This is a genomic window from Streptomyces sp. 1114.5 (assembly GCF_003635085.1).
Lineage (GTDB): Bacteria > Actinomycetota > Actinomycetes > Streptomycetales > Streptomycetaceae > Kitasatospora.
Genome location: NZ_RBXE01000004.1, coordinates 78,428 through 104,018, shown reverse-complemented (window position 1 = coordinate 104,018; position 25,591 = coordinate 78,428). Strand labels below are relative to the sequence as shown.

The 25,591-nt window shown below is 73.2% G+C and carries 20 protein-coding genes; 11 read left to right on the top strand and 9 right to left on the bottom strand.

Annotated elements, in window-relative coordinates:
• Position 1: 1 nt before the first annotated feature.
• On the top strand, positions 2 to 1,729 hold the full coding sequence (locus BX285_RS35535; protein WP_121179645.1) for a thiamine pyrophosphate-dependent enzyme: 1,728 nt from the start codon (positions 2 to 4) through the stop codon (positions 1,727 to 1,729).
• Between the two features lie 189 nt (positions 1,730 to 1,918).
• Here the strand turns inward: BX285_RS35535 and BX285_RS35530 are convergent, their stop codons facing one another.
• Entirely contained in the window at positions 1,919 to 3,907 is a 1,989-nt protein-coding gene (locus BX285_RS35530) for an APC family permease (protein ID WP_259471033.1), read from the bottom strand.
• 564 nt (positions 3,908 to 4,471) lie between these two features.
• Between BX285_RS35530 and BX285_RS35525 the strand changes: the two genes are divergently transcribed.
• Both BX285_RS35525 and BX285_RS35520 read left to right on the top strand, forming a co-directional pair.
• Positions 4,472 to 6,052, top strand: coding sequence for a PP2C family protein-serine/threonine phosphatase (locus tag BX285_RS35525; RefSeq protein ID WP_121179643.1), 1,581 nt, complete (start codon positions 4,472 to 4,474; stop codon positions 6,050 to 6,052).
• A 116-nt stretch (positions 6,053 to 6,168) separates the two neighbouring features.
• Positions 6,169 to 6,390 carry a DUF6458 family protein gene (locus BX285_RS35520; protein WP_097234595.1) on the top strand — a complete coding sequence of 74 codons (222 nt, stop codon included), beginning with the start codon at positions 6,169 to 6,171 and terminating at the stop codon, positions 6,388 to 6,390.
• Positions 6,391 to 6,510: 120 nt separating this feature from the next.
• On the opposite strand, the gene BX285_RS35515 is transcribed toward BX285_RS35520, so the two are convergent.
• Positions 6,511 to 9,063: a SpoIIE family protein phosphatase gene (locus BX285_RS35515; protein WP_121179782.1), complete on the bottom strand. Its 2,553-nt coding sequence runs from the start codon at positions 9,061 to 9,063 to the stop codon at positions 6,511 to 6,513.
• A gap of 119 nt (positions 9,064 to 9,182) precedes the next feature.
• Positions 9,183 to 12,638 carry a HAMP domain-containing protein gene (locus BX285_RS35510; RefSeq protein ID WP_218893047.1) on the bottom strand — a complete coding sequence of 1,152 codons (3,456 nt, stop codon included), beginning with the start codon at positions 12,636 to 12,638 and terminating at the stop codon, positions 9,183 to 9,185.
• A 285-nt stretch (positions 12,639 to 12,923) separates the two neighbouring features.
• Between BX285_RS35510 and BX285_RS35505 the strand changes: the two genes are divergently transcribed.
• The 4 genes from BX285_RS35505 (at position 12,924) to BX285_RS35490 (ending at position 15,810) form a co-directional block, all read left to right on the top strand.
• Complete coding sequence (locus BX285_RS35505; RefSeq protein WP_121179642.1) at positions 12,924 to 13,796, top strand: SigB/SigF/SigG family RNA polymerase sigma factor; 873 nt, start codon at positions 12,924 to 12,926, stop codon at positions 13,794 to 13,796.
• A 77-nt stretch (positions 13,797 to 13,873) separates the two neighbouring features.
• Complete coding sequence (locus BX285_RS35500) at positions 13,874 to 14,281, top strand: STAS domain-containing protein (RefSeq protein ID WP_259470996.1); 408 nt, start codon at positions 13,874 to 13,876, stop codon at positions 14,279 to 14,281.
• Between the two features lie 224 nt (positions 14,282 to 14,505).
• Positions 14,506 to 14,985 (top strand): ATP-binding protein, encoded by a 480-nt coding sequence (locus BX285_RS35495; RefSeq protein ID WP_097234591.1) that lies wholly within the window; start codon positions 14,506 to 14,508, stop codon positions 14,983 to 14,985.
• Positions 14,986 to 15,333: 348 nt separating this feature from the next.
• On the top strand, positions 15,334 to 15,810 hold the full coding sequence (locus BX285_RS35490) for a Dps family protein (protein ID WP_121179641.1): 477 nt from the start codon (positions 15,334 to 15,336) through the stop codon (positions 15,808 to 15,810).
• Between the two features lie 223 nt (positions 15,811 to 16,033).
• On the opposite strand, the gene BX285_RS35485 is transcribed toward BX285_RS35490, so the two are convergent.
• From BX285_RS35485 to BX285_RS35465, 5 genes are all read right to left on the bottom strand, one after another.
• A complete protein-coding gene (locus BX285_RS35485; RefSeq protein WP_121179640.1) occupies positions 16,034 to 16,510 on the bottom strand; it encodes a flavin reductase family protein in 477 nt (158 codons plus the stop codon).
• 671 nt (positions 16,511 to 17,181) lie between these two features.
• On the bottom strand, positions 17,182 to 17,580 hold the full coding sequence (locus BX285_RS35480; RefSeq protein WP_097234587.1) for a hypothetical protein: 399 nt from the start codon (positions 17,578 to 17,580) through the stop codon (positions 17,182 to 17,184).
• 108 nt (positions 17,581 to 17,688) lie between these two features.
• Positions 17,689 to 18,279 carry a DUF6817 domain-containing protein gene (locus BX285_RS35475; protein WP_259470995.1) on the bottom strand — a complete coding sequence of 197 codons (591 nt, stop codon included), beginning with the start codon at positions 18,277 to 18,279 and terminating at the stop codon, positions 17,689 to 17,691.
• Positions 18,280 to 18,392: 113 nt separating this feature from the next.
• Positions 18,393 to 19,292 carry a ketopantoate reductase family protein gene (locus tag BX285_RS35470; RefSeq protein ID WP_121179639.1) on the bottom strand — a complete coding sequence of 300 codons (900 nt, stop codon included), beginning with the start codon at positions 19,290 to 19,292 and terminating at the stop codon, positions 18,393 to 18,395.
• 74 nt (positions 19,293 to 19,366) lie between these two features.
• Positions 19,367 to 19,975 (bottom strand): hypothetical protein, encoded by a 609-nt coding sequence (locus BX285_RS35465; RefSeq protein WP_121179638.1) that lies wholly within the window; start codon positions 19,973 to 19,975, stop codon positions 19,367 to 19,369.
• A gap of 137 nt (positions 19,976 to 20,112) precedes the next feature.
• On the opposite strand from BX285_RS35465, the gene BX285_RS35460 reads away from it, so the two are divergent.
• The 4 genes from BX285_RS35460 (at position 20,113) to BX285_RS35445 (ending at position 24,719) form a co-directional block, all read left to right on the top strand.
• A complete protein-coding gene (locus BX285_RS35460; protein WP_121179637.1) occupies positions 20,113 to 20,844 on the top strand; it encodes a HEAT repeat domain-containing protein in 732 nt (243 codons plus the stop codon).
• A gap of 100 nt (positions 20,845 to 20,944) precedes the next feature.
• On the top strand, positions 20,945 to 21,727 hold the full coding sequence (locus tag BX285_RS35455; protein ID WP_121179636.1) for an ABC transporter ATP-binding protein: 783 nt from the start codon (positions 20,945 to 20,947) through the stop codon (positions 21,725 to 21,727).
• An 80-nt stretch (positions 21,728 to 21,807) separates the two neighbouring features.
• Complete coding sequence (locus tag BX285_RS35450) at positions 21,808 to 23,238, top strand: FtsX-like permease family protein (protein ID WP_121179635.1); 1,431 nt, start codon at positions 21,808 to 21,810, stop codon at positions 23,236 to 23,238.
• A gap of 245 nt (positions 23,239 to 23,483) precedes the next feature.
• The gene (locus tag BX285_RS35445) at positions 23,484 to 24,719 is read left to right on the top strand and encodes a sensor domain-containing protein (protein ID WP_121179634.1); all 1,236 of its coding nucleotides are present in this window, start codon (positions 23,484 to 23,486) and stop codon (positions 24,717 to 24,719) included.
• 198 nt (positions 24,720 to 24,917) lie between these two features.
• On the opposite strand, the gene BX285_RS35440 is transcribed toward BX285_RS35445, so the two are convergent.
• Entirely contained in the window at positions 24,918 to 25,586 is a 669-nt protein-coding gene (locus BX285_RS35440) for a response regulator transcription factor (protein WP_121179633.1), read from the bottom strand.
• Positions 25,587 to 25,591: the final 5 nt, after the last annotated feature.

Genomic DNA, 25,591 nt, shown 5'->3' with positions numbered 1-25,591 from the left:
CGTGGCACGTACCGTCGCCCGCGTGATCGTCGACGCCCTGCAGGAGCTGGGGGTGCGCCATGTGTTCGGCGTCGTCGGCGACGCCCTGAACCCGCTGACCGAGGCCATCCGCACGACCGAGGACCTGGACTGGATCGGCTGCCGCCACGAGGAGGCCGCGGCCTTCGCGGCCGGCGCCCAGTCCCAGCTGTCCGGCACCCTGGGCGTGTGCATGGGTACCGTCGGCCCCGGATCGGTGCACCTGCTCAACGGACTGTACGACGCGGCCAAGAGCCGGACCCCGCTGCTCGCCATCGCCGGACAGGTCCCTTCCGCGGAGCTGGGCAGCGACTACTTCCAGGAAGTCGACAACGACCTGCTGTTCCGGGACGTCGCGGTCTTCCGGGCGACCGTGACCTCGCCGGACCAACTGCCGAGGATGCTGGAGACCGCCGTCCGCTGCGCGATCAGCGAGCGCGGCGTGGCAGTGCTGACGGTCCCCGGCGACCTCGGCGACCGGGAGCTGACGGAGGACCGCCCTGCCCGCTTCCCGCGGGTCCGCCCGGTCACCCGCGCAGACGACGCCGGCATCCGGGATGCCGCCGACCTCGTCAACGCCGCCGACCGGGTGACCCTCCTGGTCGGCCGGGGCGCCCGGGACGCCCGCGCAGAGGTGCTGGCACTCGCCGAGCGCCTGTCCGCACCGATGGTCCTCACCCTGAAGGCCAAGGAGGGCTTCGAAGCGGACAACCCCTACCAGGTCGGACAGACCGGCCTGATCGGCAACCCCGCCGCCGCCGGAGCGCTGGACGCCTGCGACACCCTGATCATGCTCGGCACGGACTTCCCCTACCGCGACTGGTATCCCACCGGCCGCAAGGTCGTCCAGATCGACCTCCTCGAACGCAACCTGGGCCGCCGGGTACCCGTGGACGTGGGACTGGCAGGCGACACCGCGGCCACCCTCCGGGCGCTCCTGCCGCACCTCAGGCCCAGCACGGACCGCGTCCACCTCGAAGCGGCCCGGGAGCGCTTCGAGGAGTGGACCGCCGGCCAGCGGCGCCTGGCGGACCCCGAGCACGACCACCACCTGCTCGGCCGCCTGCGCAGCGCGCTGGACAACCGGGGCCACGACGTGCGCCCGGAGGCCCTGGCCGCCGCCGTGAATGACCGTGCGAGCGACGACGCCGTCTTCACCTCCGACACCGGCATGGCGACCGTCTGGCTGTCCCGGTTCGTGACCATGCGCGGCCGCCGGCGGCTGCTGGGGTCGTACAACCTCGGCTCGATGGCCAACGCCATGCCCCAAGCCATCGGCGCGCAGCTCTGGGCCCCCGACCGGCAGGTCGTGGCGTTCTGCGGTGACGGCGGCCTGAGCATGCTCCTCGGCGACCTGATGACGATCAGGACCCACCGGCTCCCGGTGAAGCTCGTGGTGTTCGACAACCGCCGCCTCGGCATGGTCAAGCTGGAGCAGGAGCAGGCCGGGCTCCCGGAGTTCGGCACGGAGTTGGACAACCCGGACTTCGCCGCGGTCGCCACCGCGCTCGGCCTGACCGGCATCCGGGTCACCCGCCCCTCCGAAGTGCTCGACGGCGTGCGACGGGCGTTCGAGACGCCGGGCCCGGTGGTGCTCGACGTCCTGACCAACCCCCGGGAACTCGCGGTTCCGGGCAAGCCGACCGTCGAGCAGGGGTGGGGCTTCGCGATCGCCAAGGTCAAGGAGACGCTGCGCAGCCACGACGGCTGACGGTCGGCCCCCGGGGCGGCCCTTCGCCCCGGGGCACGCGGCTGTTCGCCTCCGGGCCAGGGCACGACCGGCCGCCACGGGCGGGGTCAAGACAGCGCGCTGCTCGGCCGGGTCATGATCAGGCGGTCCGCGCCCGAGGCCGGAGGCGCCGACCAGCGCGGACCGCCGTGCAGCGGGCCCGGTCCCTCGTCACCGCGCCACCGGGCTGCGACGTGCAGGAGCCGCCTCCTCCGCTATGCCGCGGTCGCGCGGACGGCTCCGTCGCCGGTGTTCCGCGATGGCCGCGGAGGCGTCGAAGGGCACGATCGTGGCAACGACGTGGGGAAGGCGACTCACGGCGTGGGCGATGGAGTCCCCGCTGCGGGCGTGCAGCAGCCGTCCCACGACGGGACCGTAGGAGCGGCGCGGGATGAGCAGTGTGACCTGGGTGCGCCCGTCGGTGGTGGCCTCGACGGCGTGCCGGGCGATGGCGTGGTGCAGCCGGCGGTCCGGACACTCCACCAGGTCCAGCGGCACGTCCGCGGCCTGGTTGGACGCCCAGGCCCGCCGGAGCTGCTTGGCCCCGGCCGTGTCCAGGGCCACGTGCACGGCGCGCAGTCGCGCGGGACGCAAGGTGTGGGCGTAGCTCAGAGCGGCGAGGACCGCGAGGTCGAGCCGGTCGACCAGGAGCATCACCACGTGGCGTGAGCGGGTCGCGGTGGTCGCGGTGGCGGGTGCCGCTTCCAGAGCGGTTCGCTCGGTGCGGTAGCGCTCGTTGGTGCGGATCAGGCCCCACACGCCGAGGGGGAAGAGAATCACGACGACCCAGGCGCCCTCGGTGAACTTCGTGACGGCGAAGACGACGACCACGGCGGCGGAGGCGGTCGCGGCAGCCGCGTTCACGGCGGTCTTCAGGAGACGGTGCTCCTCCCGGCGCTGCCAGTGGTGCTTGGCCAGACCGGCGGTCGCCATGACGAAACCGGTGAAGACGCCGATCGCGTACAGCGAGACGAGTTCGGTGACGTTGCCGCGGGTCACGAGCAGCAGGGCGAGCGAGACGGCCGTGAGCACCAGGATCCCGTTGGAGAACGCGAGCCTGTGGCCCCTGCGGGTCAGGCTCCGGGGAAGGAAGGAGTCGTCCGCGACGAAACTGGCCAGGAAGGGGAACCCGTTGAAGGAGGTGTTCGCCCCGGTGTAGAGGACGAGCGCGGTGGCCACCTGGACCGCGGCGAACATCGCCTGGCCCAGGACGCTTCGACCGAACACCAGGTGCGCTTCCTGGGCCAGGACGGTCGGGCTCCCGGAGACGTACGGGATCGCGTGCGTCTGCCAGGCGAGTGCCGACACGCCCAGGACGAGCCCACCGAGGATCACGCTCATGATCACCAGCGTTCGGCGGGCGTTGTCTCCCTGCGGCTCGCGGAAGGCGCCGACTCCGTTGGAGATCGCCTCCAGGCCGGTGAGCGACGACCCGCCGTTGGCGAAGGCGCGGAGCAGCACGAACAACGAAGCGCCCATCAGCAGACCGCCGCCCGGTGTGCCCAGGGGTACGGCTCCGTCGGCGTGCAGGTCGCCCTCACCCAGCCTCGGCAGGTCGCCGGCGGCCAGCCGTCCCAGGCCCACCAGGACGGTCAGGCCGGCAGTGAGGACGAACAGATAGGTCGGTACCGAGAAGGCCCTGCCCGCCTCCCGGACGCCCCGCAGGTTCCCGTAGCAGAGCAGGCAGAGGACTCCTACGGTGATCCACAGCTTGTCCGCGCCGATGTCGATGCGGAAGAGCAACCGCAGCATGGAGGAGAGCGCGTCGGTGCCGGCGGCCGTCTGCACGGCCACCGTGACGATGTAGTCGATCAACAGGGCGACCGCGGCGACCTGTGCGGTGCGGGGGCCGAAGTTCTCCCGCGCCACCACGTACGAGCCACCGGCACGGGTGTAGGTCATGACCACGTCGCGGTAGGACAACGTGAGCAGGACCAGCAGCGCGAGGATGACGCCCGTCACCGGCATGACGAGGGTGAACCCCGCCACTCCCACGACCGGAACCAGCTGGGTGAGCATCTGCTCCGTGCCGTACGCGCTGGAGCTGATGCAGTCCGGTGCGAGCACGCCGAGCGCGACCGGTTTGGAGAGCTTCTCGTCCCGTAGGCGCGCCGTGACCAGGGGCGGCCCCAGCAGCAGCCGCTTGATGCGGTAGCCGATGCGTTCCGGTACCTCCGCGGCCGCTGCGGCCTGCCGGTCGCCCGTCCGCGTCCGTCCCTCGACAGTCACCCGATCCTCCTGCGACCGACAGCTGCGACGTCCGGTCGGGCGTCCCCCGGCCGCATGCCCCGGGCAGCGTGGAGCATGCCTGACAGTCGCGGGATCCCGCGCCGACGTGCTTCCGCCGTGGGCCCGGACCTGCGGCGACGGGAGCGCCCCGGGGCCAACAGGCCTGCGGCACCGGTGCGTTCGACGAGCCGGAGCGAAACCTCGGACGAACGAAGCTTCGCCGTGGCCGGCACCTCGGGGCCGGCGCTCCCCCGTACGGGTGGTTGCCGGTCGACGGCCCCGGCGGACGGCGTCACCCGCTCGGGGCGCAGCGTCGTCGTCCTGATCCTGGTCGCCGTCCTGGCGGTGCGCGCATTGAGACGTTGAGGGGTGAGCGGTCCGCGTCTGCGGCCCGTGGAGGGGGAGTTGGCCGGGCCCCGGCCCTACCGGTCGTCGGACCGCGGGCACCGAGCCCCGACGAACAGCGGCCCGCTCACGACGTGGCATGCTCCTCACATGACCGACCACGACCGACCGGCGCCCGGGACGAGCGCTGAGACCAGTTCCACGACGGGCGGCACAGCACGGGAGCCCGCGCTCCAGGACGTTCTGGATGCCTCCTTCGGGTCGATGGTCCTGCTGGAGCCGGTCTTCGACGCGCACGAGGAGGTGGTGGACTTCCGTTTCGCCGCGACGTCGCCGGAGGCGGTCGACATCGCCGGGCGCCGAGGCCGGGAGCTGCTGGGGCGAAGCATCCTGGAGACGTATCCCGGGGTGGCCGGAAGCGATCTCTGGCAGGGATACCGCAGCGCGTACATGACCGGCGTCCGCTACGAAGGTGAGCTGGACTACGAGGAAGTCGCGGCCGGCATCCCGAGGTTGTCCCGCTACACGGTGAGGGCGGTGCCCTGCGGACGCGGGCTGATCGTCTCGTGGTCCCGCCTCGACACCCACGAACGGAGGCAACGCAGGCAGGCACTGATGCAGCGCCTGGCCAGGACCGGCTGGATGGACCACGATCTGCTCCGCGACGAGATCACCTGGTCCCCCGAGGTCTATTCGATCTTCGGCAGGAGCGGGTCACCGGGACCGGTGGCACTGCGGGACCTCGCCGCCCAAGCGGCGGGGACCGACCGCGAGGCCCTGGAGGACGAGGTCCGGCGGTTGATGACGAGCGGCGAGCGGATCGACCGCACCGTCCGCATCCTCCTGTCCGCAGGAGAGGTGCGACACGTCCGGATCGTCGCCGAAGCCGAAACGGACGCGCACGGCGACCCGATCGAGCTCCACGGGTTGTTCCAGGACCTCACGGCCGTCAAGCGCTCCGAGCAGCAGCTGCTGGAGCACCAGCAGGCGGTGCTCGCGCACCAGGGCCTGCTGGCGGCCGAGCGGGACCTCGCCGCCCGGCTCCAGAACACGCTGCTCCCCGTGTCGCAACAGGTGCTCGACCTGGCCGGCCTCGTCGTCGACGTCGCCTACCAACCCGTTCAGGAAGGGCTGAATCTCGGCGGTGACTGGTACAGCGCCGTCGAACTGCCGGACGGCAGCGCCCTGCTGGTGGTCGGAGACGTCGCGGGCCACGGTCTCGACGCGGTGGCCACGATGGCCCTCCTGCGCTTCACGGCGAAGGGCATGGCCATCACCGGCACGCCTCTGCCGGAGATCCTCCACCGCCTCAACACCCTGCTGCTGCACGCCGCGGACCGGCCGTACAGCACCGCCACCATGATCATGGCCTGCTACCAGCCGGAGACCTCCCGGCTCACCTGGGTCCAGGCCGGACACCTCCCGCCGCTGCTCCTGCGCCAGGGTGAGGCCCGCTACCTGCCGACCCCGGCGGGCATCCTGCTCGGAGCCACCGACACTCCTCGCTACGAGGCTTCGACGCTCGACCTGTCGCCCGGCGACGAACTCCTCCTCTACACCGACGGCCTGATCGAGAACCCGGGTGAGCCACTCGACGAAGCCCTGTCACGACTGGCTCGCACGGTAGTGGAGCGCAACGGTGACAAACCGTTCCTGGAGGGGCTCGTCCGGGCACTGGTCAAGCCGGCCGACCGCCGCGATGACATCTGCGCCCTGCACGTTCGCCGCTGACCGCTGGTCGCAGGAGGCCGGACCCGCCGTCTTCCGGGAAGGTTCGTCGCCGCCGGCATCCGATCCCGGATTCGGGGCAGTCGAGGGACAAGCCGACTGACGAGGAGTGAGACAGCATGGGTATCGGTGGCTGCATCGGGTTGTTCGCCCTCGGCGCCGTCATGGCCTTCGCCACGGACTGGCATCTGAAGGGCATCAACGTCCACATGGTCGGCTGGATCCTCATGGCCGCCGGCCTGCTGGGAATGATCACTTACGTCAACGTGTTCCGGCGCCGGCGCATGGGTCGGAGAGTGGACGCCGACGAAGTGGTCGAGGAGCGCCGCTACTACGAATAGGCTGCCGCAGCCGGGCTGACGGTGAGGAGTGGGAAGTCGGCTCGGCCGACTCCCCACTCCTCGTGATGCCAGGGGAGGCTCCCCCGCGGGCGGGCCTGGGCTACGGGACCGCCGCCGGACTCAGCTGTCCGGTCGGCGCACCGCCACGCCGACCAGGCAGGTGTCGTCGTCGGTGTCGGCGCTGCTGTACTGCAGCAGGTGGTCCAGGTGCCCTTCGAGGCCGTTGGCGCCGACGCCCGCGTCGCGGTGGGCCCGTTCGGTGAGCGCCGTCAGGTTGGTCAGTGACGCCTGGAGGGACTCGTCACGGCGTTCGATCAACCCGTCGGTGTACATCACCAGGGTATCGCCGGTCTCCAGGACGAACTCGTCCTCCTCGTAGTCCGCCTGGTCCAGGGCGCCCAGCAGGATGCCGCCCACCTGCGGAAGGGTCCTCGCCCGGCCGTCGCGCAGCAGCACCGGCGGCGGGTGGCCGGCCCGGGCCCAGCGCAGCCGGCGGGTCGCCGGCTCGTACAGCCCGCAGACGGCGGTGGCCGTGACGTTGTCGGTGAGGTGGTGGGTGACGCTGTTCAGCCAGCTGAGCAGCTGGCCCGGCCCGGCGCCGGTGGCGGCCAGGCCGCGCAGGGCGTTGCGCAGGGCGACCATGCCGGTGGCGGCCTCGATGCCGTGCCCGGCGACGTCGCCGACGCACAGCAGGACGTCGCCGGTCGGCAGCGCGAGCGCGTCGTACCAGTCGCCGCCGACGAGGTGGTCCTTCTCGGCGGGGCGGTAGCGGACGGCCACGTGCAGGTCGTGCAGGTCGAGCGGGCCCCGGGCGGGCGGCATGATGGCGTGCTGGAGCTGGAGGGCGAGGCGGCTGCGCTCGGCGGCCTGCTGCTCGCTCTGGGCCAGCTGGTCTCGGGTGGCGGCGAGCGCGACCTCCGTCCAGTGCTGGGCGGAGATGTCCTGGTAGGCGCCGCGTACCAGGCGCAGCCGGCTCTGCGGATCGCGCACCGGCTCCGCCACGACCCGGATGTGCCGGGTGACGCCGTCGGGGCGCTGGAGCCGGAAGGCGGTGGAGGCCGGCCGGCGGTGGTGCAGCAGGGTGCGCAGGAACCGGCCGATGGTGTGCCGGTCGTCCGGGTGGGCGTGCTCGGCCAGTTGGTCGATGGAGATCGGCTGCGCGGTGGGCGGCAGCCCGTGCAGCTCGTACAGGCTGTCGTTCCAGACGATCTGACGCGTGCGCAGGTTCTCCTCGAAGCCGCCGATCCGGCCCAGGCGCTGCGCGTGCTGGAGCAGCCGGGCGACCCGTGGCGTGCCGTCGTCCAGCCGCCAGACGACCACCAGATGGGGGCCGTGCCGGCTGATGCTCACCTGCGCCCGGGTGGTCAGCGGCACCCCGTCGACCAGGGCGGCCAGCCGCATGTCCGGGGTCCGGAACGGCTCTCCGGTGGCGAAGACGTGCTCGACCTTCTCGGCGAGGCCCCCCGGTTCCGCTGCGAGCGGGTACGCCTCCAGCAGCCGGGTGCCCACGATCGCGCTCGTGGGCCGGCCGGCGAAGTCCACGAAGGACGGGTTGACGTGCCGCACCAGGAACCGCGGCGGCACCTCGCCGTCCTCCGGTGCCACCCGGAGGACCAGACAGGGGTCGAAGAGGCCGTCCGTGAGCTGCCGCAACTCGTCGAACCGGGCGTCGGCCAGGTCGGCCGCGGGGAACTCCCGGGGCTCCCAGGACTCCAGCGTGGCGGCCGCCACCTCGGCGAGGGCCTCGAACTGCCGTTGCAGCGGCTGGGACTGCTCGGGCAGGCCCTCGCGCCAGCAGATCTCCAGGACGCCGATCAGCCGGCCGCCGACGCCGGCCGGCACGGCCAGCCGCCCACCGCGGACATCGTGCTGGCCGATGGAGGGCAGCGAGGCGTCGGCGAGCATGTGGTAGCCGATGGCCGTGCGTTCGTCCAGGGCCCGGCGGGCCGGCGTCGGGACGCCGGGCGGGACGTGGCGCCAGCGCCGGGCCTCCTCCGGCTGGAAGCCGGCGCTGCCCGCGAGGGACAGCGAGAGGTCGGGGTGGGCGGCCCAGATCGCCACCGCGGCCACGCCCAGCGGGCGCAGGGCGTGCTCCAGCATGGAGCGGGCCGCCGTCGCGGCGTCGCCGCCCGCGATCGTGTCCGCCTCGGTGCTGCGCAGACGCAACGCGACCGGATCCGCGCTCCTGGCCGCCGCACCGGCGCCCACCCCGGCCCGGACCGGCCGGACCGCGCCGCCGGTCCCGGCCGCCCCGTCCGTTCGGGCGGCCTCGTCCGTTCGGGCCGCCCCGTCGGAGCGGGTCACGGCGCCGGCCACGAACTCGCGGGCGAGCGCCGAGATCTGGTCCGACGCGGCCTGGTTGAGCAGGTCGGCGGCCAGCGCCAGCGTCGTCACCCCTGCCTGCTCGGCGAGGCCCTCCAACTGCCGGGCGGCTTCGGTGGGGCCGCAGTGCAGGCGCTCCACCAGCACGCCGACCGCCATCTCCAGCACGGCCCGCCCCGCCGAGTCGGCCTGCGCCTGGTCCAGCTCCCGGCGCAGGCGCTCCACCGTGCCGGCGAGCCGGCCCACCGCCGTGGCCGTGCGGTCAGGCTCCGGCTCCCGGGTGGCGGGCGCCTCCGGGCCGGTCGAACCGCGCTGGGCCCCGACCCTGGGGGTACCGACGGCCGGTTCCATCGCGGGGCGGCCCTTCGCGAGCTGCTCGTCGGGGTGCTGCACGGTGGTGGCTCCTGGGGTCTGGGCTGCTGCTCCGGTCGGCGGCCGGGGCCTGTCCGGCAAGATCCGCCGGACGGGCCCTACCGCGTGAGGTGGTGCGTGATCCGGCTGATCACCTCGTCGGCGTCGACCGGTTTGGTGATGTAGTCGCTCGCGCCCGCGGCCAGGCTCTTCTCCCGGTCGCCGATCATCGCCTTGGCGGTCACGGCGATGATCGGCAGGCCCTCGTGCTCGGGCATGGCGCGGATCGCCGCAGTGGCCGTGTACCCGTCCATCTCCGGCATCATCACGTCCATCAGGATCACGTCGATGCCGGGGTGGGCGGTGAGCGACTCCAGCGCGGCGCGCCCGTTCTCGGCCTGGAGGACGTGCATGCCGTGCAGCTCCAGGATGCTGGTGATCGCGTAGAGGTTGCGGTCGTCGTCGTCGACCACCAGGGCCGTGCGTCCGGCCAGCGCCGGTTCGGCGCCGGGGCTCCAGGAGGGCATCCGGTCCGTGCCGCGTCCGGGCGGGAGCGCGCCGCCGGGGCGGTCGGCGCTCATGTGGAGGGCGATCCGCTCACGCAACTCGTCGAGGCTGGCGATCAGTTCGAGTGGCTGTCCGCTCGGCCGGGAGACGGAGTCCGCGCGCTCGCCGGTGACGCCGCGGTTGTTGTGCGCCAGCACCGGCACGGTGTGCAGGGCCGGGTCGCCCTCTATGTCGGCCAGCAGCGCGGCGGCCGCGCCGTCCGGCAGGTCGAGTTCCAGGACGACGCAATGGCACGGCGCGGTGGCCAGTGCGGTGGCGGCCTCCTGGGCGCCGACGGCGGTGACGACCTCGACCTGCCGGTGCCCGGCGGAGTAGCGGGCGAGGTCGGCCACGGCGTTCTCCGCGACGAGGGTCAGCAGGCCGCTGGGCCGACCCTCCACGACGAGGAGTCGCCGCGGCCGTTCGGAGGAGGCGTCGTCGGCGGGATCGACGGGCTGGTCCGGGGAGGGCCCCGCGGCGGTGCCACCCGGCGTTCCGGGGGGCGACGCCGGTTCGCCGGCGGTGACCTCGGAGTGCTCGGCGGGGAGGTAGAGGGTGAAGACGGTGCCCTGGCCGAGGGTGCTCTCGACGGTGATGGCGCCGCCGAGCAGGAAGGCGATCTCGCGGCTGATGGACAGTCCGAGGCCAGTGCCGCCGTACTTGCGGCTGGTGGTGCCGTCGGCCTGTTGGAAGGCGCCGAAGACGGTCTCCAGGTGCTGGGGCGCGATCCCGATGCCGGTGTCGGTCACCCGGAAGGCGAGCACCGGGCCGCCGCGCCGGACACCGTCCGGGAGTTCGGCTTCGAGGGCGGGTTCGATGCGCAGCTCGACCTTGCCGTGCTCGGTGAACTTGACGGCGTTGGACAGCAGGTTGCGCAGCACCTGGCGCAGCCGGTAGTCGTCGGTGAGGAGCTCGCCGGGGACGCCGGACGCCGTGTGGACGGCGAAGGCGAGGTTCTTCTGCCCGGTCATCGGGCGGAAGGTGGCCTCGACGTAGTCCAGCAGCGCGCGCAGCGGCACCGCGTCGACGTTCAGATCCATCTTGCCGGCCTCGACCTTGGACAGGTCGAGGATGTCGTTGATGAGCTGGAGCAGATCGGAGCCGGCGGAGTGGATGATGCCGGCGTACTCGACCTGCTTGGCGGTCAGGTTCCTGGTGGGGTTCTGGGCGAGCAACTGGGCCAGGATGAGCAGGCTGTTGAGCGGCGTGCGCAGTTCGTGGCTCATGTTGGCCAGGAACTCCGACTTGTACTTGGAGGCCAGGGAGAGCTGGTGCGCGCGGTCCTCCAGCTCCTGGCGGGCCTGCTCGATCTCCAGGTTCTTCGTCTCGATATCGCGGTTCTGGGCGGCGAGGAGTTCCGCCTTGTCCTCCAACTCGGCGTTGGAGAACTGGAGTTCCTCCTGTCGGGCCTGGAGTTCCTCGGAACGGGCCTGGAGTTCGGCGGTGAGTCGCTGGGATTCGCCGAGCAGCTCGTCGGTACGGGCGTTGGCGATGATGGTGTTGACGTTGACGCCGATGGTCTCCATCAGCTGTTCCAGGAAGTCCCGGTGGACCTGGGTGAACGGCTTGACGGAGGCCAGCTCGATGACGCCGAGGACCTGGTCCTCGACCACGATCGGCAGCACCATCAGGGACAGCAAGTCGGTGCGGCCGAGGCCGGAGGAGGCGGGGAGGTAACCGGCCGGCAGCGCGTCGACGCTGATGGTGCGCCGGCTGCGGGCGGCCTGGCCGACGAAGGACTCGCCGAGGCGGAAGCGGGTGGGGCGCTCGCCGTCGGGGAACGCGTAGGAGCCGACCAGCTGGAGGATCGTCCCGTCCGGGCTGTCCTCGGCGAGGTAGAAGGCACCGCACTGCGCGCCCACCAGCGGGGCGAGTTCGTCCATCACGGACTCGGCGACGACGCCGAGGTCGCGCCGGCCCTGCATCAGGGCGGAGAAGCGGGCGAGGTTGGTCTTCAGCCAGTCCTGTTCCTCGTTGGCGCGGGTGGTCTCGCGCAGGGACTCCACCATGAAGTTGACGTTGTCCTTGAGGTCGGCGACCTCCCCGGAGGCGTCCACGGTGATCGAGCGGGTGAGGTCTCCGGCCGCGACGGCGCTGGTGACCTCGGCGATCGCCCGGACCTGCCGGGTCAGGTTGCCGGCCAGCTCGTTGACGTTCTCGGTCAGCCGCTTCCAGGTGCCGGAGACGCCCTCGACCTTGGCCTGGCCGCCGAGCCGCCCCTCCGTGCCGACCTCGCGGGCGACCCGGGTGACCTCGTCGGCGAACGAGGAGAGCTGGTCGACCATCGTGTTGATGGTCTCCTTCAGCTCCAGGATCTCGCCCCGGGCGGTGACGGTGATCTTCTGCGACAGGTCGCCCTCGGCGACCGCGGTGGCCACCTGGGCGATCGCCCGGACCTGGCCCGTGAGGTTTCCCGCCATGGAGTTCACCGAGTCGGTCAGGTCGCGCCAGGTCCCCGAGACGCCGACGACCCGGGCCTGGCCGCCGAGGATGCCCTCGGTGCCGACCTCCCGGGCGACCCGGGTGACCTCCCCGGCGAACGAGGAGAGCTGGTCGACCATCGTGTTGACGGTGTTCTTGAGCTCCAGGATCTCGCCCCGGGCGTCGACTTCGATCTTCTGGGTGAGGTCGCCGCGCGCCACCGCCGTGGTGACCTGGGCGATTCCGCGCACCTGCCAGGTCAGGTTGCCGGCCATCGCGTTGACCGAGTCGGTGAGGTCCGCCCAGGTGCCGGAAACCCCGGGAACCTGCGCCTGGCCGCCGAGGCGGCCCTCGGTGCCGACCTCCCGCGCGACGCGCGTCACCTCGGAGGTGAAGTGCGACAGCTGGTCGACCATGCCGTTGAACACCGAGGCGATCTCGCCCAGCAGCCCGTGCGCGTCGTCGGGGAGCTTGGTGCTGAAGTCGCCGTCCCGGACGGCCGTCAGGCCGGCCAGCAGTTGCCGCAGTTCGGGCTCGTTGCCCAGCGCGGCCTCCGGCCCGTGCGCCGGGCGGTGCTGCGAGCCGTTGATCGTGGTCGGGCCAGCCATCGAAGGTCGCCTCCGTAGAACGCCGGGCCGTGGCCCGCATCCGGTCGTGGGCATAGCCGAACCCGGGCGGATGGATCCGGTCGTGGGTCGGGTGCGGTGCGTACCGTCACGGAGGCTACCCCAGCGCCGACGCCGCCGGAAACGTCTGCGACCAGGGAGGGAGGTGCTCCGGACGGCGGATCCGGTGCGACGCGGTCTTCATGAAACCTTCACGACGCGCGGCTGCATCGATCTCGCGCTCCGGGGTAGCAGGGCCCCGTCGTACCGTCGCGGGAAAGGACTCGGATGCTCACGCCCACCGGTGAACTGCTCGCCCCCACAACCGTCCCGGCCGGGAGGACACGGGAGCTGCTCCCGGCCGACCTGCCCCAGGGGGAGGACCTGCGCGAGATGGCGCCGGCCGACGCGCGGGAACTCACCCGCGTCCTGCTGCGCCGCCTCGCCACGCTGGAGGAGGGGACGAGGGAGTACTCGTACGTCCGCAACACCCTGGTGGAGATGAACCTCTCCCTGGTGAAGTTCGCGATCCGCCGCTTCACCTCACACCGCGAGCCCAGGGAGGACCTCCTCCAGGTGGGCGCAGTCGGCCTGGTGAAGGCCATCGACCGGTTCGACCCGGACCTCGGTGTGGAGTTCACCACGTTCGCGATGCCGACCGTCCTCGGTGAGCTGCGGCGCCACTTCCGCGACACCACCTGGGCCGTGCACGTGCCCCGGCGGCTCCAGGAACTGCGCATCGTCCTTGCCAGGGCCCAGGAGAAGCTGTCGCAGGAACTCGACCGCGCCCCCACGCCCGCCGAACTCGCCGAGCACCTGTCGCTCCCGGTCGAGGAGGTCGTCGAGGGGCTGACCGCGGCCAACGGCCACACCGCGGGCTCGCTGGACCTCGGCGGCGCGGAGGACGAGGACGGCCCCGGCGCGCTGGGCGAACGCCTCGGCGAGGAGGACCGGCGCCTGTCCCGGGTCGAGGACCTGGTGGCGCTCAAGCCGCTGGTGGCCGCACTGCCGGAGCGGGAGCGGCTCATCCTCTCCATGCGCTTCTGCGAGGACCTGACGCAGACCCAGATCGGGGCCCGCCTCGGGCTCTCCCAGATGCACGTCTCCCGGCTGCTGAGCCGCACCCTGCGGAAGCTGCGGGAAGGGCTGGTCGGCGACTGACGGTCGCCGAGGGCCGTGTTTGGCGCAGTGGCCCGGCCTACGTATGGTCGGAAGGCACGGACATGGAGGGGACGACGATGATGCCATCCGACAACGGCCAGGGCGAAGCGGCCCTGGCGGCCGCACCCAGGCCCGGCCTGGTCCTGCGCAGCCGCACCACGGAGACCGGGGCGGCGGTGTGCGCGCTCGCGGGCGACCTCGATATCGAGACGCTGGCCTCGGCCGCCGAGGAGCTCGCCGAGCTGGTCGCGCGGCGCCCGTCCGCACTGGTCATCGACCTGAGGGAGGTCGCCTTCTGCGACTCCTCCGGGCTGAACCTGCTGCTCCGGACGCGCATCGCGGCCGAGAAGGAGGGGTTGCACCTGCGGCTCGCGGCGGTGGCGCCGACGGTGCTGCGGGTGCTGGAACTGACCGGCGCGCGAACGGTGTTCACGATCCACGAGACGGTCGAGGAGGCCCTGCGTGCCGACCGGGTGAGCGTGTGACCGGGTGAGCGCGTGTGACCGGGTGAGCGCGGGCCTGCCCGAGCGCGGGCCCGCGCGAGCGTCCGGTCGCCTGACCGCCCGAGCGCCGGGCTGTCCGAGCGGCGGGCTGTCCGAGTGCCGGGCCGGCGCGCCCGGCTACCGGGCGGCGCACGGGGAGAGGCATAATCCCGGAGCTGCCGGGAAACCGAGCTGCGAGAGTCGTCGATCCGGAAGGGTGCCCTTAGATGTCGATGAGCCGGGGAACCCTGGACGGTGACCCGCTCGCGGGCGGGCTCGTGCTGCCCTCCGGCGGGCAGCGCAGACGGTTGCCCCTCGCCGGCCTCCCCAAGCCGGTCGCCCGCGCCAGGGCCCACACCGTCCGTGCGCTGAGCGACTGGTTCGCGTCCGTCCCCGGCCCCGGGGCCGGCGGGGAGACCGTCGAGGACGTCGTCCTGGTGGTCGCCGAGCTCGTCGGCAACGCCATGCTGCACGGCGACGGCCCGCTGGAACTGGTCCTCGACCTCACCCCGGACCGGCTGCGGATCGAGATCAGCGACCGCAGCACCGACATGCCCGCCCCCCGGGAACCGCACCACCCCGCACAGCCCGGCGGCCACGGCCTGTTCATCGTGCAGCGGATCGCCGACCGCTGGGGCGCCGAGCCACACGCCCAGGGCAAGACCATCTGGGCCGAGTTCGAGGCGTCCCGCCTCCTGGGTGCGTGACCGGGAGCCCTGCGGCCTCCCGAATCCGAGCAGTACGTCCTGACGGCAGTGGCGCCGGCTCTGCCGGCCCCGCCGCTTCGCCCGTCTACCCCGCCCGGCCGGGCGCATGCACCCGCCGGGCCGCAGCCGGGCACCGGCGGGACGGGTGGTTTCCGTGCCCCCAGCGGGGGAAGCCGCTGGAACAGCCGCTGTCCGGCCGGTCGTCGGCGCCCGTCCCGGACGCCTCGGGGGCTTCCCCTTCGCGTGCGGGCACGGTGGCTTCCACCGAGACCGGAGCACCGGGCGGCGAACCGCCATCACCGTACGGAGGCCGGACGACGGCTCCCCGACCTTGGAAGGAATTCAGCGATGGGCATCGTCATCAGCAGCCCCCTGCCGGACGACGAACGCAAGACGACCGGGGAAGCGCTGCAGGGCGCCCTGGTCGACCTGGTGGACCTCTCCCTGGTGGCCAAGCAGGCGCACTGGAACCTCTACGGGCCCCGGTTCCGTTCCGTCCACCTGCAACTCGACGAAGTGGTCACCACCGCACGCAACTTCGCCGACGAGGTGGCCGAGCGCGCCGCGGCGATCGGGGTCAGCCCCGACGGACGGGCCGTGACGATCGCCGCCTCCAGCGGCCTGCCCGGGTTCCCCGAGGGCTGGATCGCCGACGAGGTGGTGATCGAGCACCTGGTGAAGGCGTTCGGGGCCGTGATCGAGCGGATGCGGACGCGGATCGACGAGACGGAGAAGGCGGACCCCGTCAGCCAGGACCTGCTGATCGGACTCACGGCTGCGTTGGAGAAGCACAGTTGGATGTTCCAGGCGGAAAGCCGGGGCTGACGCGTGCGGGCCCTGCGCGGCTGAGCGACGGGCCGAGGACTGCGACTGCTCCCCGGCGGAACCACTGACTGCCGGGCCACTGTCGCCCTGACCACTTACGCCCTGACCACTGACGCCTGACCACTGACGCCCGCCCGGTGCTTGCCGCCGGGCGGGCGTCGGCGCGTGGCGCCGGGTGCCGGTGGGCGTCAGCCGGCGCCCGCCACGGCTCGTGGCACTCGGGTCAGGCCGGGTGGCCGGCCTCGATGTCCGCCACCTCGCGGAACGAGAGCACGGGCGTGGCCGGTCCCGGCGCGTGGACGTGGCGCGGCTCCAGGAGGAAGCCGGTGTGGTCGCCCCAGTCGGCCCGGTCCAGCACCGCGCCGACGAACCAGGCCGGTGCCCGGTCCAGGACCGGGACACCCTCCGGCCCGCGGTGCCAGGCCGTCTCGGCGAACTTGTCGCAGTCGTCGCCGGTCCGGCCGCCGAACAACTCCGCCAGCCGGTGGTCGGGCGGCAGCAGGTGGACGCCGAGCGCCCGCGCTCCCAGGGCGACGGCGTGGGTGCGGTTCGCTTTCGACAGCCACACCGTGAACCGCGCCGGATCGATCGAGCACTGCCCGGCGAACCCCACCAGGCAGCCGGCCGGCTCCGGCCCGGCCGCCGTCACGACGTACATCGGGTAGTCCAGTAGCCCGGTGAACGCGTCGAAACCGGTCATCTCCCGTACCTCCGCCAACCTCGGGGCGGCCCCGCCACCGGGGCGCTCTTCAACCCGTCCGTGTGCCCGCCGACAGCCCGGGCACACCACCGGGCGCGGCCACCGCCGAGGCCGCAGGCACCCACTGCGGTTCCCCGGCGCTTTCGGCGCAGCCGTCGGCATCATCGGACCCGTCGCGGTGCACGCCCGCGCCAAAACGGCGGGTGCGGAGATCATCGCCGAGCTGCACGAGACCGGCTACGGACGGCACGGCTTCGCCGACCGTGCGCCAGAGGGCAACCCGCCGGCTTTCGGGACCTCCCCGGCCGGCCAGGGCGACCGGCACCCCCGCAGCGAGCCCGGCAGCTCCTGCCGGCAGCGCGTGCGAACGGGAGGGACCGGGAACACGCCGCGCATGGGATGGTTCCGAAGAACACACGGTGAGTACGACGGCGGGCCCGTCCGCGATCCGCAGGAGGCAGCGGAGCGGGGCCCGGACGAGCCGACGCAGGTACCGGGATCGGGTGGTTCGCCGGTGCCTCCGGGGTGCGGTTCGGTCGGTCCGGTGCCGTTCCTATCGTCTGGCGGCGGCGGGGCGGTGGCGACAGGCCGGGCGTCATCCCGGCCCGGTCGGTGCCGGGCCGGGATCGGGTGGATCGGGGGGTGGTCGGGTGTACGGGTGGGGGTTCGGGTCAGGAGTCGGCGCAGGCTGCCGTGAGGCCGCCGGCGGCGCTGGTGATCGCCCCGATGTCGGGCTGTTTGCCGTTGGAGACCTTGTCGATCGCATCGTTCACGGCCTTGGCGAGCTTGTCGGCGGCCGGATCGAGCTTGCTCCCACCTTCCTGGCGGATCTTCTTGGCATCCTCGACGATCTTCTTCAAGGCGTCGACGGTGTGTTTGCGGCGTTCCTTGTCGGTGATCTGACCGACGTTGACTGCGGAGTCGGCGAGGTCCTGGACATCGCCGGTGAGACTGATCGCCTTCTTTCCGCAGTCCAGGGCCTGATCGGCGTTCTTGCACGCGGTGAACAACGGGGCTGCGATGAGCACCGCGAGTGCGGTGGCGGCCAGGCGGTACGGCTTCCTTGTCATGTCACTATCCCTCCCGTCATCGACAACGCCACTTCGGCGTACGACGGTTCCGATCGGACGGATGAACGTCCGGCGAATTCGGTGGTGGTGGCTGAATATGATGTGTCGTCAGTTGTGGCGCGGTCGATCGGTGGCGTCCGGTCCGAGGAGATCGATGCAGGCCTGCCATGCGGTGGGCGGCAGCAGGTCGTCGACCCGGGCGAACAGGCCGTACAGCGCGGGCCCGTGGCGGGTGGCCAGTTCGGCGTTGTGGGCGAGGACGTCGAGCTCGTTGGCGGCGGTGACGGCGAGGAAGGCGCGCAGGTCCTCGTCCGTCGGGGTGTGGTCGTCGCCGGTGAACCGGTCTCGGAACAGCGGCCGTTCGTCCGTGCCCAGGCGGGGGTAGGTGGCGGCCCGGTCGCAGCTCGCGTAGAGGTGGACGAGTGCTTCGGCGGGCAGGCCGACGAGTTCGGCCAGGTCCGACCGCCGGTCGAGCGCCAGCAGGGTGCGGTCGAAGCCGTCGGTCCCGTAGGCGGCATGGCAGAGCCCGGCCGCCTGGACCGCGGGGGCGCAGCCCCAGGTGGCCAACAGGGCTGCCACTCGCCGTAGATGGACCAGGAGCGTGCCGCCCGGGTGCGGGATCCGGTCGGCGCCGTGGGTGTGGAGGAAGTCCTCGATGCGGTCACGGTCGGGAATGCCTCGGTGGTCGGAAGGCGTCACCCCGCGAGTCCTACCCCCGAGGTGACGCCCGACAATCGCCGTCGGATCCCTGGCTGGAACCGTGGCTGGATTCGTGACTGGATCCGTGGCCGGGAACCGTCAGCGGTCGACCGTCAGTGGTCGGCTGAATCCGATGCCGGGTTCGAGAGCTCACTCACCAGACGGGTGAGGGTCGGGACGGCCACCCCGTGCGCGTGGGCGGCCCGCAGGACGGCGCCGCCGATCGCGTCGAGCTCGGTCGGGCGGCCGGCCTCCACGTCGCGCTGCATCGAGGACTTCGTCGTTGCGGGGATGAAGTCGAAGGAGGCGAGCAGGTCCTGCGCGTCGGCCGGTGCGCCGACCGCCCGGGTGACGGCGGTGATCTCCTCCAGGGCGGCCAGGAGTTCGGGCCGGTGCTCGGTGCGCACGGTGCCGATCTCGCTGGCGTGGCGGGTGGTGAGCAGTGCGAACGGCGCGAGGAAGGAGAGCTTGCCCCACAGCATTGCGGTCTCGTCCTCGTTCAGCGCGACGTCCAGTCCGGTGTGCCGTAGCTGTTCGGCGAACTCCTCGACCGGGCCGGCGAGTTCGATGGCCGCGAACGGGCTGCTGTGCTCGATCCGCCCGGGCGCCGTCCGGGTGGCCTCGACCCGGATCGTGCCGGCCGTGACCCGGGCGGCCGGGTAGCGCTCGCGCAGCAGCGCCATGTGGTCCAGGCCGTTGAGCAGCGGCACCACGATCGCGGGGCCGAGGGTCCGGGCGGGCAGCCGGTCGAGCGAGGCGGCCAGCGCGGTCTCCTTGACGGTCACGAACACGGCGTCCACCGGCTCGCGCAGCTCGGTGGCGGCCTCGACCCGGGCGGTGAACTCGCCGAACTGCCCACTCCGGACGTGCAGTCCGTCCCGGGCGATCACGGCGGCGGTCTCCTCGCCGGCCAGACAGATCACGCGGTGGCCGTCGCGGGCGAGCAGCCCGGCGATCAGGCCGCCGACACCGCCCGGCCCGAGAACGGCGACGGTCAGCTGGGCAGTGGTCATGGTGACTCCCTTGGAAATGACGAGGGTTGTGGATGGGTGGGTCATGGGACTGCCGGCCGTGCGGTCGCTGCAGGCTACGGGACTTCCCCGTGGAAACGGACCTCGGAGAGGAGGCGGGGTCGTTCGGCGGCCTCGGAGGGATCCGAAGGTTCGGCGTGCTCGGCCGGTGCGTCGGCCGGTGCGGCCGGTGCGGAGAGGAACGCGGCATCGAAGGTGAACGGCTCCCCGTGGCGCGGCTTCCGCCCCGGGCCCGGCCGCCGGCGCGGGGCCGGGTGGCGGTAGAGGTGGAGCGAGTCGTAGCGGAGGGTGCCGTGGGCAGGATCGGGCACCGACAGGCCCGCGGCGCGCAGGGCCTCGACCAGTTCGTGCGCCGGCCAGCCGAGCACGTCGACCCCGTGGTAGCCCACCGGGCAGGCGGGCCGGTCGTCGCTCGGGTTCCGGCCGACGCCGACGCCCCGGAAGCGGTCGCGGCCGTCCGCGCAGAGGGTGACGCTCACCCCGGGCAGTTGGAAGGCCAGCGCCCAACGGCAGCCGCAGACGAAGGTGTTGCGCACGCCGCCGGGCAGCAGGTCGCCGTGCGGGGCCAGCAGCCCGCGCACCGCGGCCTCGGTCAGACCGAAGCGCAGTTCGGGCAGCGGGGCCGGCAGGCGGACCCCGTGGCCGGGCAACAGGTCGATGGTCACCCGATCATGATTCCTCGTGAGCTCCGCGGACGGGAGGCCGGGGGCGGAAAAACGACGGGCTCGCCCGGGCTGCGCCGGGTTAGGGTGCGCCGGGCCCGGCAGCGTCCGGGCGCAGCCGGGAGACCTGGTCCGCACTGATGGCGCACCACCGGCACCCGGACCCGGCCCACCGCCGCTTCGTCGCCTCCCACCTCTCCATCGCCGACGTCCCCTGGCAGGACGGGTACCCCTGCTACCTGGACGAGGAGGCCGGCCTGCTCGCCGCCTGGGCGCTGGTCGAGCCGGACGGCGAGGTGCCGGCGGAGGTGCTCGTCGGCCTCGGCAATCGCGAACATCCCGCGGGGGAGGCCATAGGGCTGCGCCATGCCGACCATCCGGACCCGCGGGTGCGCCGCGAGGTGCCGCGCTGCCTCGGTGCGGACCACGGCGACCCGCTGTCCGCCGCTGCCACCGCCTGCGTGCGGCGGCCGGCGCTGGACCCGGACGAAAAGGTCCGGGCCGGCGTCGGCTGGGCACTTCAGGGCTGCCCGGTCACCTCCGGCACCAGGGCCGCGCTGCTCACCCTGGCCCGTGACGAGGCGCCCGCCGTGCGGCTCGCCGCCGGATCCGCCCTGGCCGCCTCCGCGGACCGTACGCGCGAGGTCGCCGACGCCCTGGCAGCGCTGCTGGACGAGGACGAGCAGCGGGTGCGCCTGGAGGGCACGTACGGCCTCCTCCTGCGGGACGACCCGCGCACGGCGGCGGGGGTCGAGCGCCTGGGACCGCTGGCCTGGCCCGAGTACCGGTACGACAACCGGGGGGAGCCGGTGCGGCAGTGGCGGCGCCGCAGGGACCGCCGCGGAGAGCGGGAGGAGCACGAGGGGGCGTAGCCCCGGTGCTACCACCACCTGCGGGGTTCGGTTTTCCGAACCTTCGATTCGGGTGCCAGCACAATCGATCCCGCGGCTCCGGATGCCCAGGATGGAGGGCATGAACGGGAAGACGACAGCCGCGGCCCCCGGGGCCCCGGCGACGCAGGACGCGGTGTCGACTACGGCCCTGAGCGGGGATGGGCTGCACCGCGAATACGGGCGCGGCACGGCGGTGGTCCGGGCACTGCGCGGGGTGTCCGTGGCCTTCGCGCCGGGGACGTTCACGGCGGTGATGGGGCCCTCGGGTTCGGGCAAGACCACCCTGCTGCACTGCCTCGCCGGGATGGACCGGCCCACCCGGGGCACCGTCCGGTGGGGCGGCACGGAGGTGTCCGGGCTGCCCGAGCGGCGGCTGGCGGAGCTGCGGCGGACCCGGATGGGGTTCGTGTTCCAGGCCTTCAACCTGATGCCGGCGATGACCGTCGCACAGAACGTCGAGCTGCCGGGCCGGCTGGCCGGGCAGCCACCGGGCCGGGCCCGGGTACGGGAGGCGCTGTCGCGGGTGGGGCTGGCCGGGCGCGAGCGGCACCGGCCCGGGCAGCTCTCGGGCGGCCAGCAGCAGCGGGTGGCGATCGCCCGGGCGCTGGTGGCCCGGCCGGAGGTGCTGTTCGCCGACGAGCCGACCGGCGCGCTCGATCGCGCCACCGGGCACGACATCCTCGGCCTGCTGCGCGAGGGCGTCGACGTCGACGGGCAGACCTGCGTGATGGTCACCCACGACCCGGTGGCCGCCGGCTACGCGGACCGGGTGCTGCTGCTCGCGGACGGTCTGTTGGTGGACGAGCTGGTCAGTCCGACCGCCGATCAGGTCGGTGCCCGGCTGAGTCGGATGGGCGGGTGAGCGCGGTGAGTCCGGCGGGTTCGAGGGGGTCGGTAAGTCCGGTGGGTTCGAGGAGTTCGGTGAGTCCGGTGGGCAGTCCTGTGCTGGCCCTGTCCGTGGGGCAGATCCGGCGCCGCCCGGCGGCCTTCGCTGGACTGGCCGCGGCGCTGCTCCTCGCGATGGCGACGGTGACGCTGTTCGGCTCGCTGGTCGCCGCACAGGTGACGGCACCCGGGGCGGTGGCGCGGGCGCCGGTGGCCGGGCCGGGCGTGCTGGTGATCGCGGCGGCGTTCGGTGAGATCGCCGTCCTGGTCGCACTGTTCGTGGTGGTCAACGCGCTCGGCTTCACCCTCCGTCAGCAGCACCGCGACCTCGCCCTGCTGCGCACCGTCGCGGCGACGCCCCGTCAGGTGCGGCGGGTGGTGCGCGCCCAGGTCGTGGCGACCGTCCTGCTGGCGGCCGTCCCCGGCTGTGCGGCAGGCCTGCTGGCCGCCCGGGTCTTCCTCACCGCCCTGCAGCGGCGCGGGATGGCCGCGCCGGGCCTGCACATACCCGGGACGCCGGTGCCGATGGCGGTCGCGGTCGGGGTGGCGCTGCTGGTCGGCCTGGCGGCGTCCGCCGCCTCGGCCTGGCGGGTCACCCGGCCCGCCCCGGCCGTCGCCCTGGCCGAGGGAACGGCCGAGGGCGCGGGTACGGGCACGGGTACGGGAACGGGCGGGCTGCGGGGTGCGGCCGTGCTGCAGTCGGTGGTCGGGGTCGCGGTGCTGGCGGGCGGCGTGCTGCTGCTGCGGCTGGCCGCGACCCGGCCAGCCGGGGAGCTCGACAAGGCGGGCCAGGCCGCCCTGCTCGGCTCGCTGGTGCTGCTGGTCGCGCTCGCACTGCTCGGGCCCTTGGCGGCCCGGGCGCTGTCCGCCGTCCTCGGCGCCCCGGTCCGGGCGCTCGTCCCGCGGGCCGGCTGGCTCGCGGACGCCAACCTGCGCGGCTACGCGGCCCGGCTCTCCTCGGCCGTGGTGCCGGTCGCGCTGCTGGTCGGACTCTCCGGCACGATGCTCATCATGACCAGCACCGCCGAGCGGGTGGTCCGGGCGACCGGAGCCGCGACCAGCGTGACCAAGGCGAGCGACATCTGGCTGCGACAGGCGGAACTCGGGCTGCTGGTCTGCTTCGCGGCGGTCTCCACCGTCAACACCCTGGTCGCGCTGACCGCCGACCGCCGCCGGGAGTTCGCCCTGCTGCGGCTGGTCGGGTCGACGCGACGGCAGCTGCTGCGGATGCTCTCCGTGGAAGCGGCCCTGACCACGGCGATCGGCGTGCTGCTGGGGGCTGCGGTGGCGGCCGCCGCCTCGGGAGCGTTCAGCTGGGCGGTGCGCGGGTCGGCGGTGCCGGTGATACCCGGCGCGCAGTGTGCCTGGGTGGTGCTGGGGGCGGCGCTCCTGACGGTGCCGGGGATCGTGGGCACGGGGGTGTGGGCGAGCGGCGGTTCGGCGGTGGCGTCGGTGAGCGGCGAGCGGGGGGTGAGGCGACGGCGGTGAGAGCGTCGGGCCGTCGGGCGGGGCCGGGCGGGGCTGGGTCGGGCTGGGCCGGGTCGGGTTGGGTCGGGCGGGGCCGGGTCGGGTTGGGTCGGGCGGGGCCGGGTCGGGTTGGGTCGGGTCGGGTCGGGCTGGGGGGGCGGTCGGAGATCGGAGGTGGTGGTTCCGGCGGCCACTGGTGGATGCTGGGGCCGCTCGGGGGGATGGGGAGCGCAGCGCGTGGACGGTGAGTGGACGGTGGTCGAGCAGTGAGATGGACGGCGGTCGGGCGGCGACGGCTCCTGGCGGTGCGCGGGGGCGAGACGGCGTTCGCCGTCCTCGGATTGCCGCTGGGGGTGCTCGGAGGGGTCTATGCCCTGGCCGTCCTCTACGCGGGGGTGCTGCTCTCGCTCACCGTGCTGGGCCTGCCGTTCCTGGTCGCCGCGCTGCTCGGAGCACGGCGGATCGGCGGGCTGCACCGCCGACTGGTCGCTCGGCTGCTCGCTGAGGCGGTGCCCGCGCCGCCGCCGCTGCCCCGCCCGTCCGGGGTTCTCGCCCGCGGCCGGGCGGTGCTGACCGACCCGGTGGCCTGGCGGGTCCTGCTCTACCTCGTCGTACGGCTGCCCCTGGGGGTGGTCGGCTTCCTGGCCGCGGTCGGGCTGCCGCTCGGCGCGCTCTGGCTGGTGGGCTTCCCCTTCTGGGTGCGGCTGATGGAGCCGGGCCCGCGACCGTTCGGCTGGCTGGACCTGGGCGCGGTCCCGGTCGGCCTCCTGGTGCTGGCAGCCGTCCCCGCCGGGCTGCGGGCGCTGAGCCGGGCGAACCGGGCGCTCGCCCGGACCCTGCTCGGCCCGGTGCGCTCGCAGCAGCGGGTGCGCGAACTGGAGAGCGCCCGGGCCACCCTGCTCGCCGAGAACACCGACCGGCTGCGGCGTCTGGAACGTGACCTGCACGACGGCACCCAGGCGCAGCTGGTCGCGCTCGCCATCACCCTTTCGCTGGCCGACGACGCCCTCCTCGACCCGGGCGCTCCCGACCTCGGGCGGCTGCGCACCCTGGTCGACCGGGCCAGGGGACAGACCGACGACACCATCGCGGGCCTGCGCCGGCTGACCCGGGGCATCCACCCGGTGGCGCTGGACGGAGGGTTGGCGGAGGCGCTGCCCGGGCTCACCGCCACCTCGCCGGTACCGGTCGCCGTCCGGCTGGACCTGAGGGAGCGTCCGGAGGAGGTGATCGAGCGAGCCGTCTACTTCTGCGCGGCCGAGCTGCTGACCAATGTCGCCAAGCACAGCGACGCGCGGTCGGCGGAGCTGACCGCGAGCGCGGGCGACGGAAAGGTCCGGTTGACGGTGCGCGACGACGGGCGCGGCGGCGCCGCGATCGGGGCGGGCACCGGACTGGCGGGCCTGGCCGAACGCCTGGCGGCCGTGGACGGGGTGTTGAGGGTGGACAGCCCGCCGGGCGGGCCGACGGTGGTCAGCGCCGAGGTGCCGAGCAGGCTGTGAGGGGCGTTCATGACTGGTCATGAGCGTTGCTCATGGGGCTGGGTCATGAAGAAAGCTCATGGCGCTGGGTCATGAGGCAGGCTCATGGGAGCGGCGCATGAGGAAAACTCATGGGGCCAGGGCATGAGGAAAGCTCATGGGTCCGGTCATGAGCAACGCTCATGGGCCAGCCTCCTGAGCAACTCTCATGAGCGTTGCTCAGGAAGCGCCGTTCTCGGCGAGGTAGGTGAGTACGGCCTTGACCCGGCGGTTGTCGGCGTCGGTCGGGGGCAGGTCGAACTTGGTGAACACGGCGGCCACGTGCTTCTCCACCGCGCGCTCCGACACCACGAGCAGGGTGGCGATCGAGCGGTTGGAATGACCCTGCGCCATCAGCTCCAGCACCTCGCGCTCTCGCGGGGTGAGGGCGTCCACCCGGCTGCGCCGGCGGCCCTGCAGCAGTCCGGTGACGATCTCCGGATCGAGCGCCGTACCGCCTGCGGCCACCCGGTGCAGGGCGTCGACGAACACGGAGGTGCGGGCGACCCGCTCCTTCAGCAGGTAGCCGATGCCGGCGGCGCCGCCGGCCAGCAGCCGGGCGGCCCAGACGGTCTCCACGTGCTGGGAGAACACCAGGATCCCGGTCTCGGGCTGTGCGGCCCGGATCTCGACCGCTGCCCGGATCCCCTCGTCGGTGTGGGTGGGCGGCATCCGGATGTCCACCACGGCCACGTCGGGCCGGTGCTCGGTGACGGCGGCGATGAGCTCGGGCGCCGTACCGGCGGTGGCGACCACCGCACAGCCGCGCGCGGTGAGGAGCTCGACCATTCCGTCCCGGAGGATCACCGAGTCCTCGGCCAGGACGACGCGGAGCTGCTTGTCGATCATGCCGT

What these genes read in the sequence shown, in the direction of transcription:
- BX285_RS35505 (WP_121179642.1), top strand. Translation starts at nt 12,924, where the DNA reads ATGCTCACGCCCACCGGTGAACTGCTCGCCCCCACAACCGTCCCGGCC.
- BX285_RS35485 (WP_121179640.1), bottom strand. Translation starts at nt 16,510, where the DNA reads ATGACCGGTTTCGACGCGTTCACCGGGCTACTGGACTACCCGATGTAC.
- BX285_RS35495 (WP_097234591.1), top strand. Translation starts at nt 14,506, where the DNA reads ATGTCGATGAGCCGGGGAACCCTGGACGGTGACCCGCTCGCGGGCGGG.
- BX285_RS35520 (WP_097234595.1), top strand. Translation starts at nt 6,169, where the DNA reads ATGGGTATCGGTGGCTGCATCGGGTTGTTCGCCCTCGGCGCCGTCATG.
- BX285_RS35460 (WP_121179637.1), top strand. Translation starts at nt 20,113, where the DNA reads ATGGCGCACCACCGGCACCCGGACCCGGCCCACCGCCGCTTCGTCGCC.
- BX285_RS35470 (WP_121179639.1), bottom strand. Translation starts at nt 19,292, where the DNA reads ATGACCACTGCCCAGCTGACCGTCGCCGTTCTCGGGCCGGGCGGTGTC.
- BX285_RS35490 (WP_121179641.1), top strand. Translation starts at nt 15,334, where the DNA reads ATGGGCATCGTCATCAGCAGCCCCCTGCCGGACGACGAACGCAAGACG.
- BX285_RS35440 (WP_121179633.1), bottom strand. Translation starts at nt 25,586, where the DNA reads ATGATCGACAAGCAGCTCCGCGTCGTCCTGGCCGAGGACTCGGTGATC.
- BX285_RS35525 (WP_121179643.1), top strand. Translation starts at nt 4,472, where the DNA reads ATGACCGACCACGACCGACCGGCGCCCGGGACGAGCGCTGAGACCAGT.
- BX285_RS35480 (WP_097234587.1), bottom strand. Translation starts at nt 17,580, where the DNA reads ATGACAAGGAAGCCGTACCGCCTGGCCGCCACCGCACTCGCGGTGCTC.
- BX285_RS35515 (WP_121179782.1), bottom strand. Translation starts at nt 9,063, where the DNA reads ATGGAACCGGCCGTCGGTACCCCCAGGGTCGGGGCCCAGCGCGGTTCG.
- BX285_RS35500 (WP_259470996.1), top strand. Translation starts at nt 13,874, where the DNA reads ATGATGCCATCCGACAACGGCCAGGGCGAAGCGGCCCTGGCGGCCGCA.
- BX285_RS35510 (WP_218893047.1), bottom strand. Translation starts at nt 12,638, where the DNA reads ATGGCTGGCCCGACCACGATCAACGGCTCGCAGCACCGCCCGGCGCAC.
- BX285_RS35455 (WP_121179636.1), top strand. Translation starts at nt 20,945, where the DNA reads ATGAACGGGAAGACGACAGCCGCGGCCCCCGGGGCCCCGGCGACGCAG.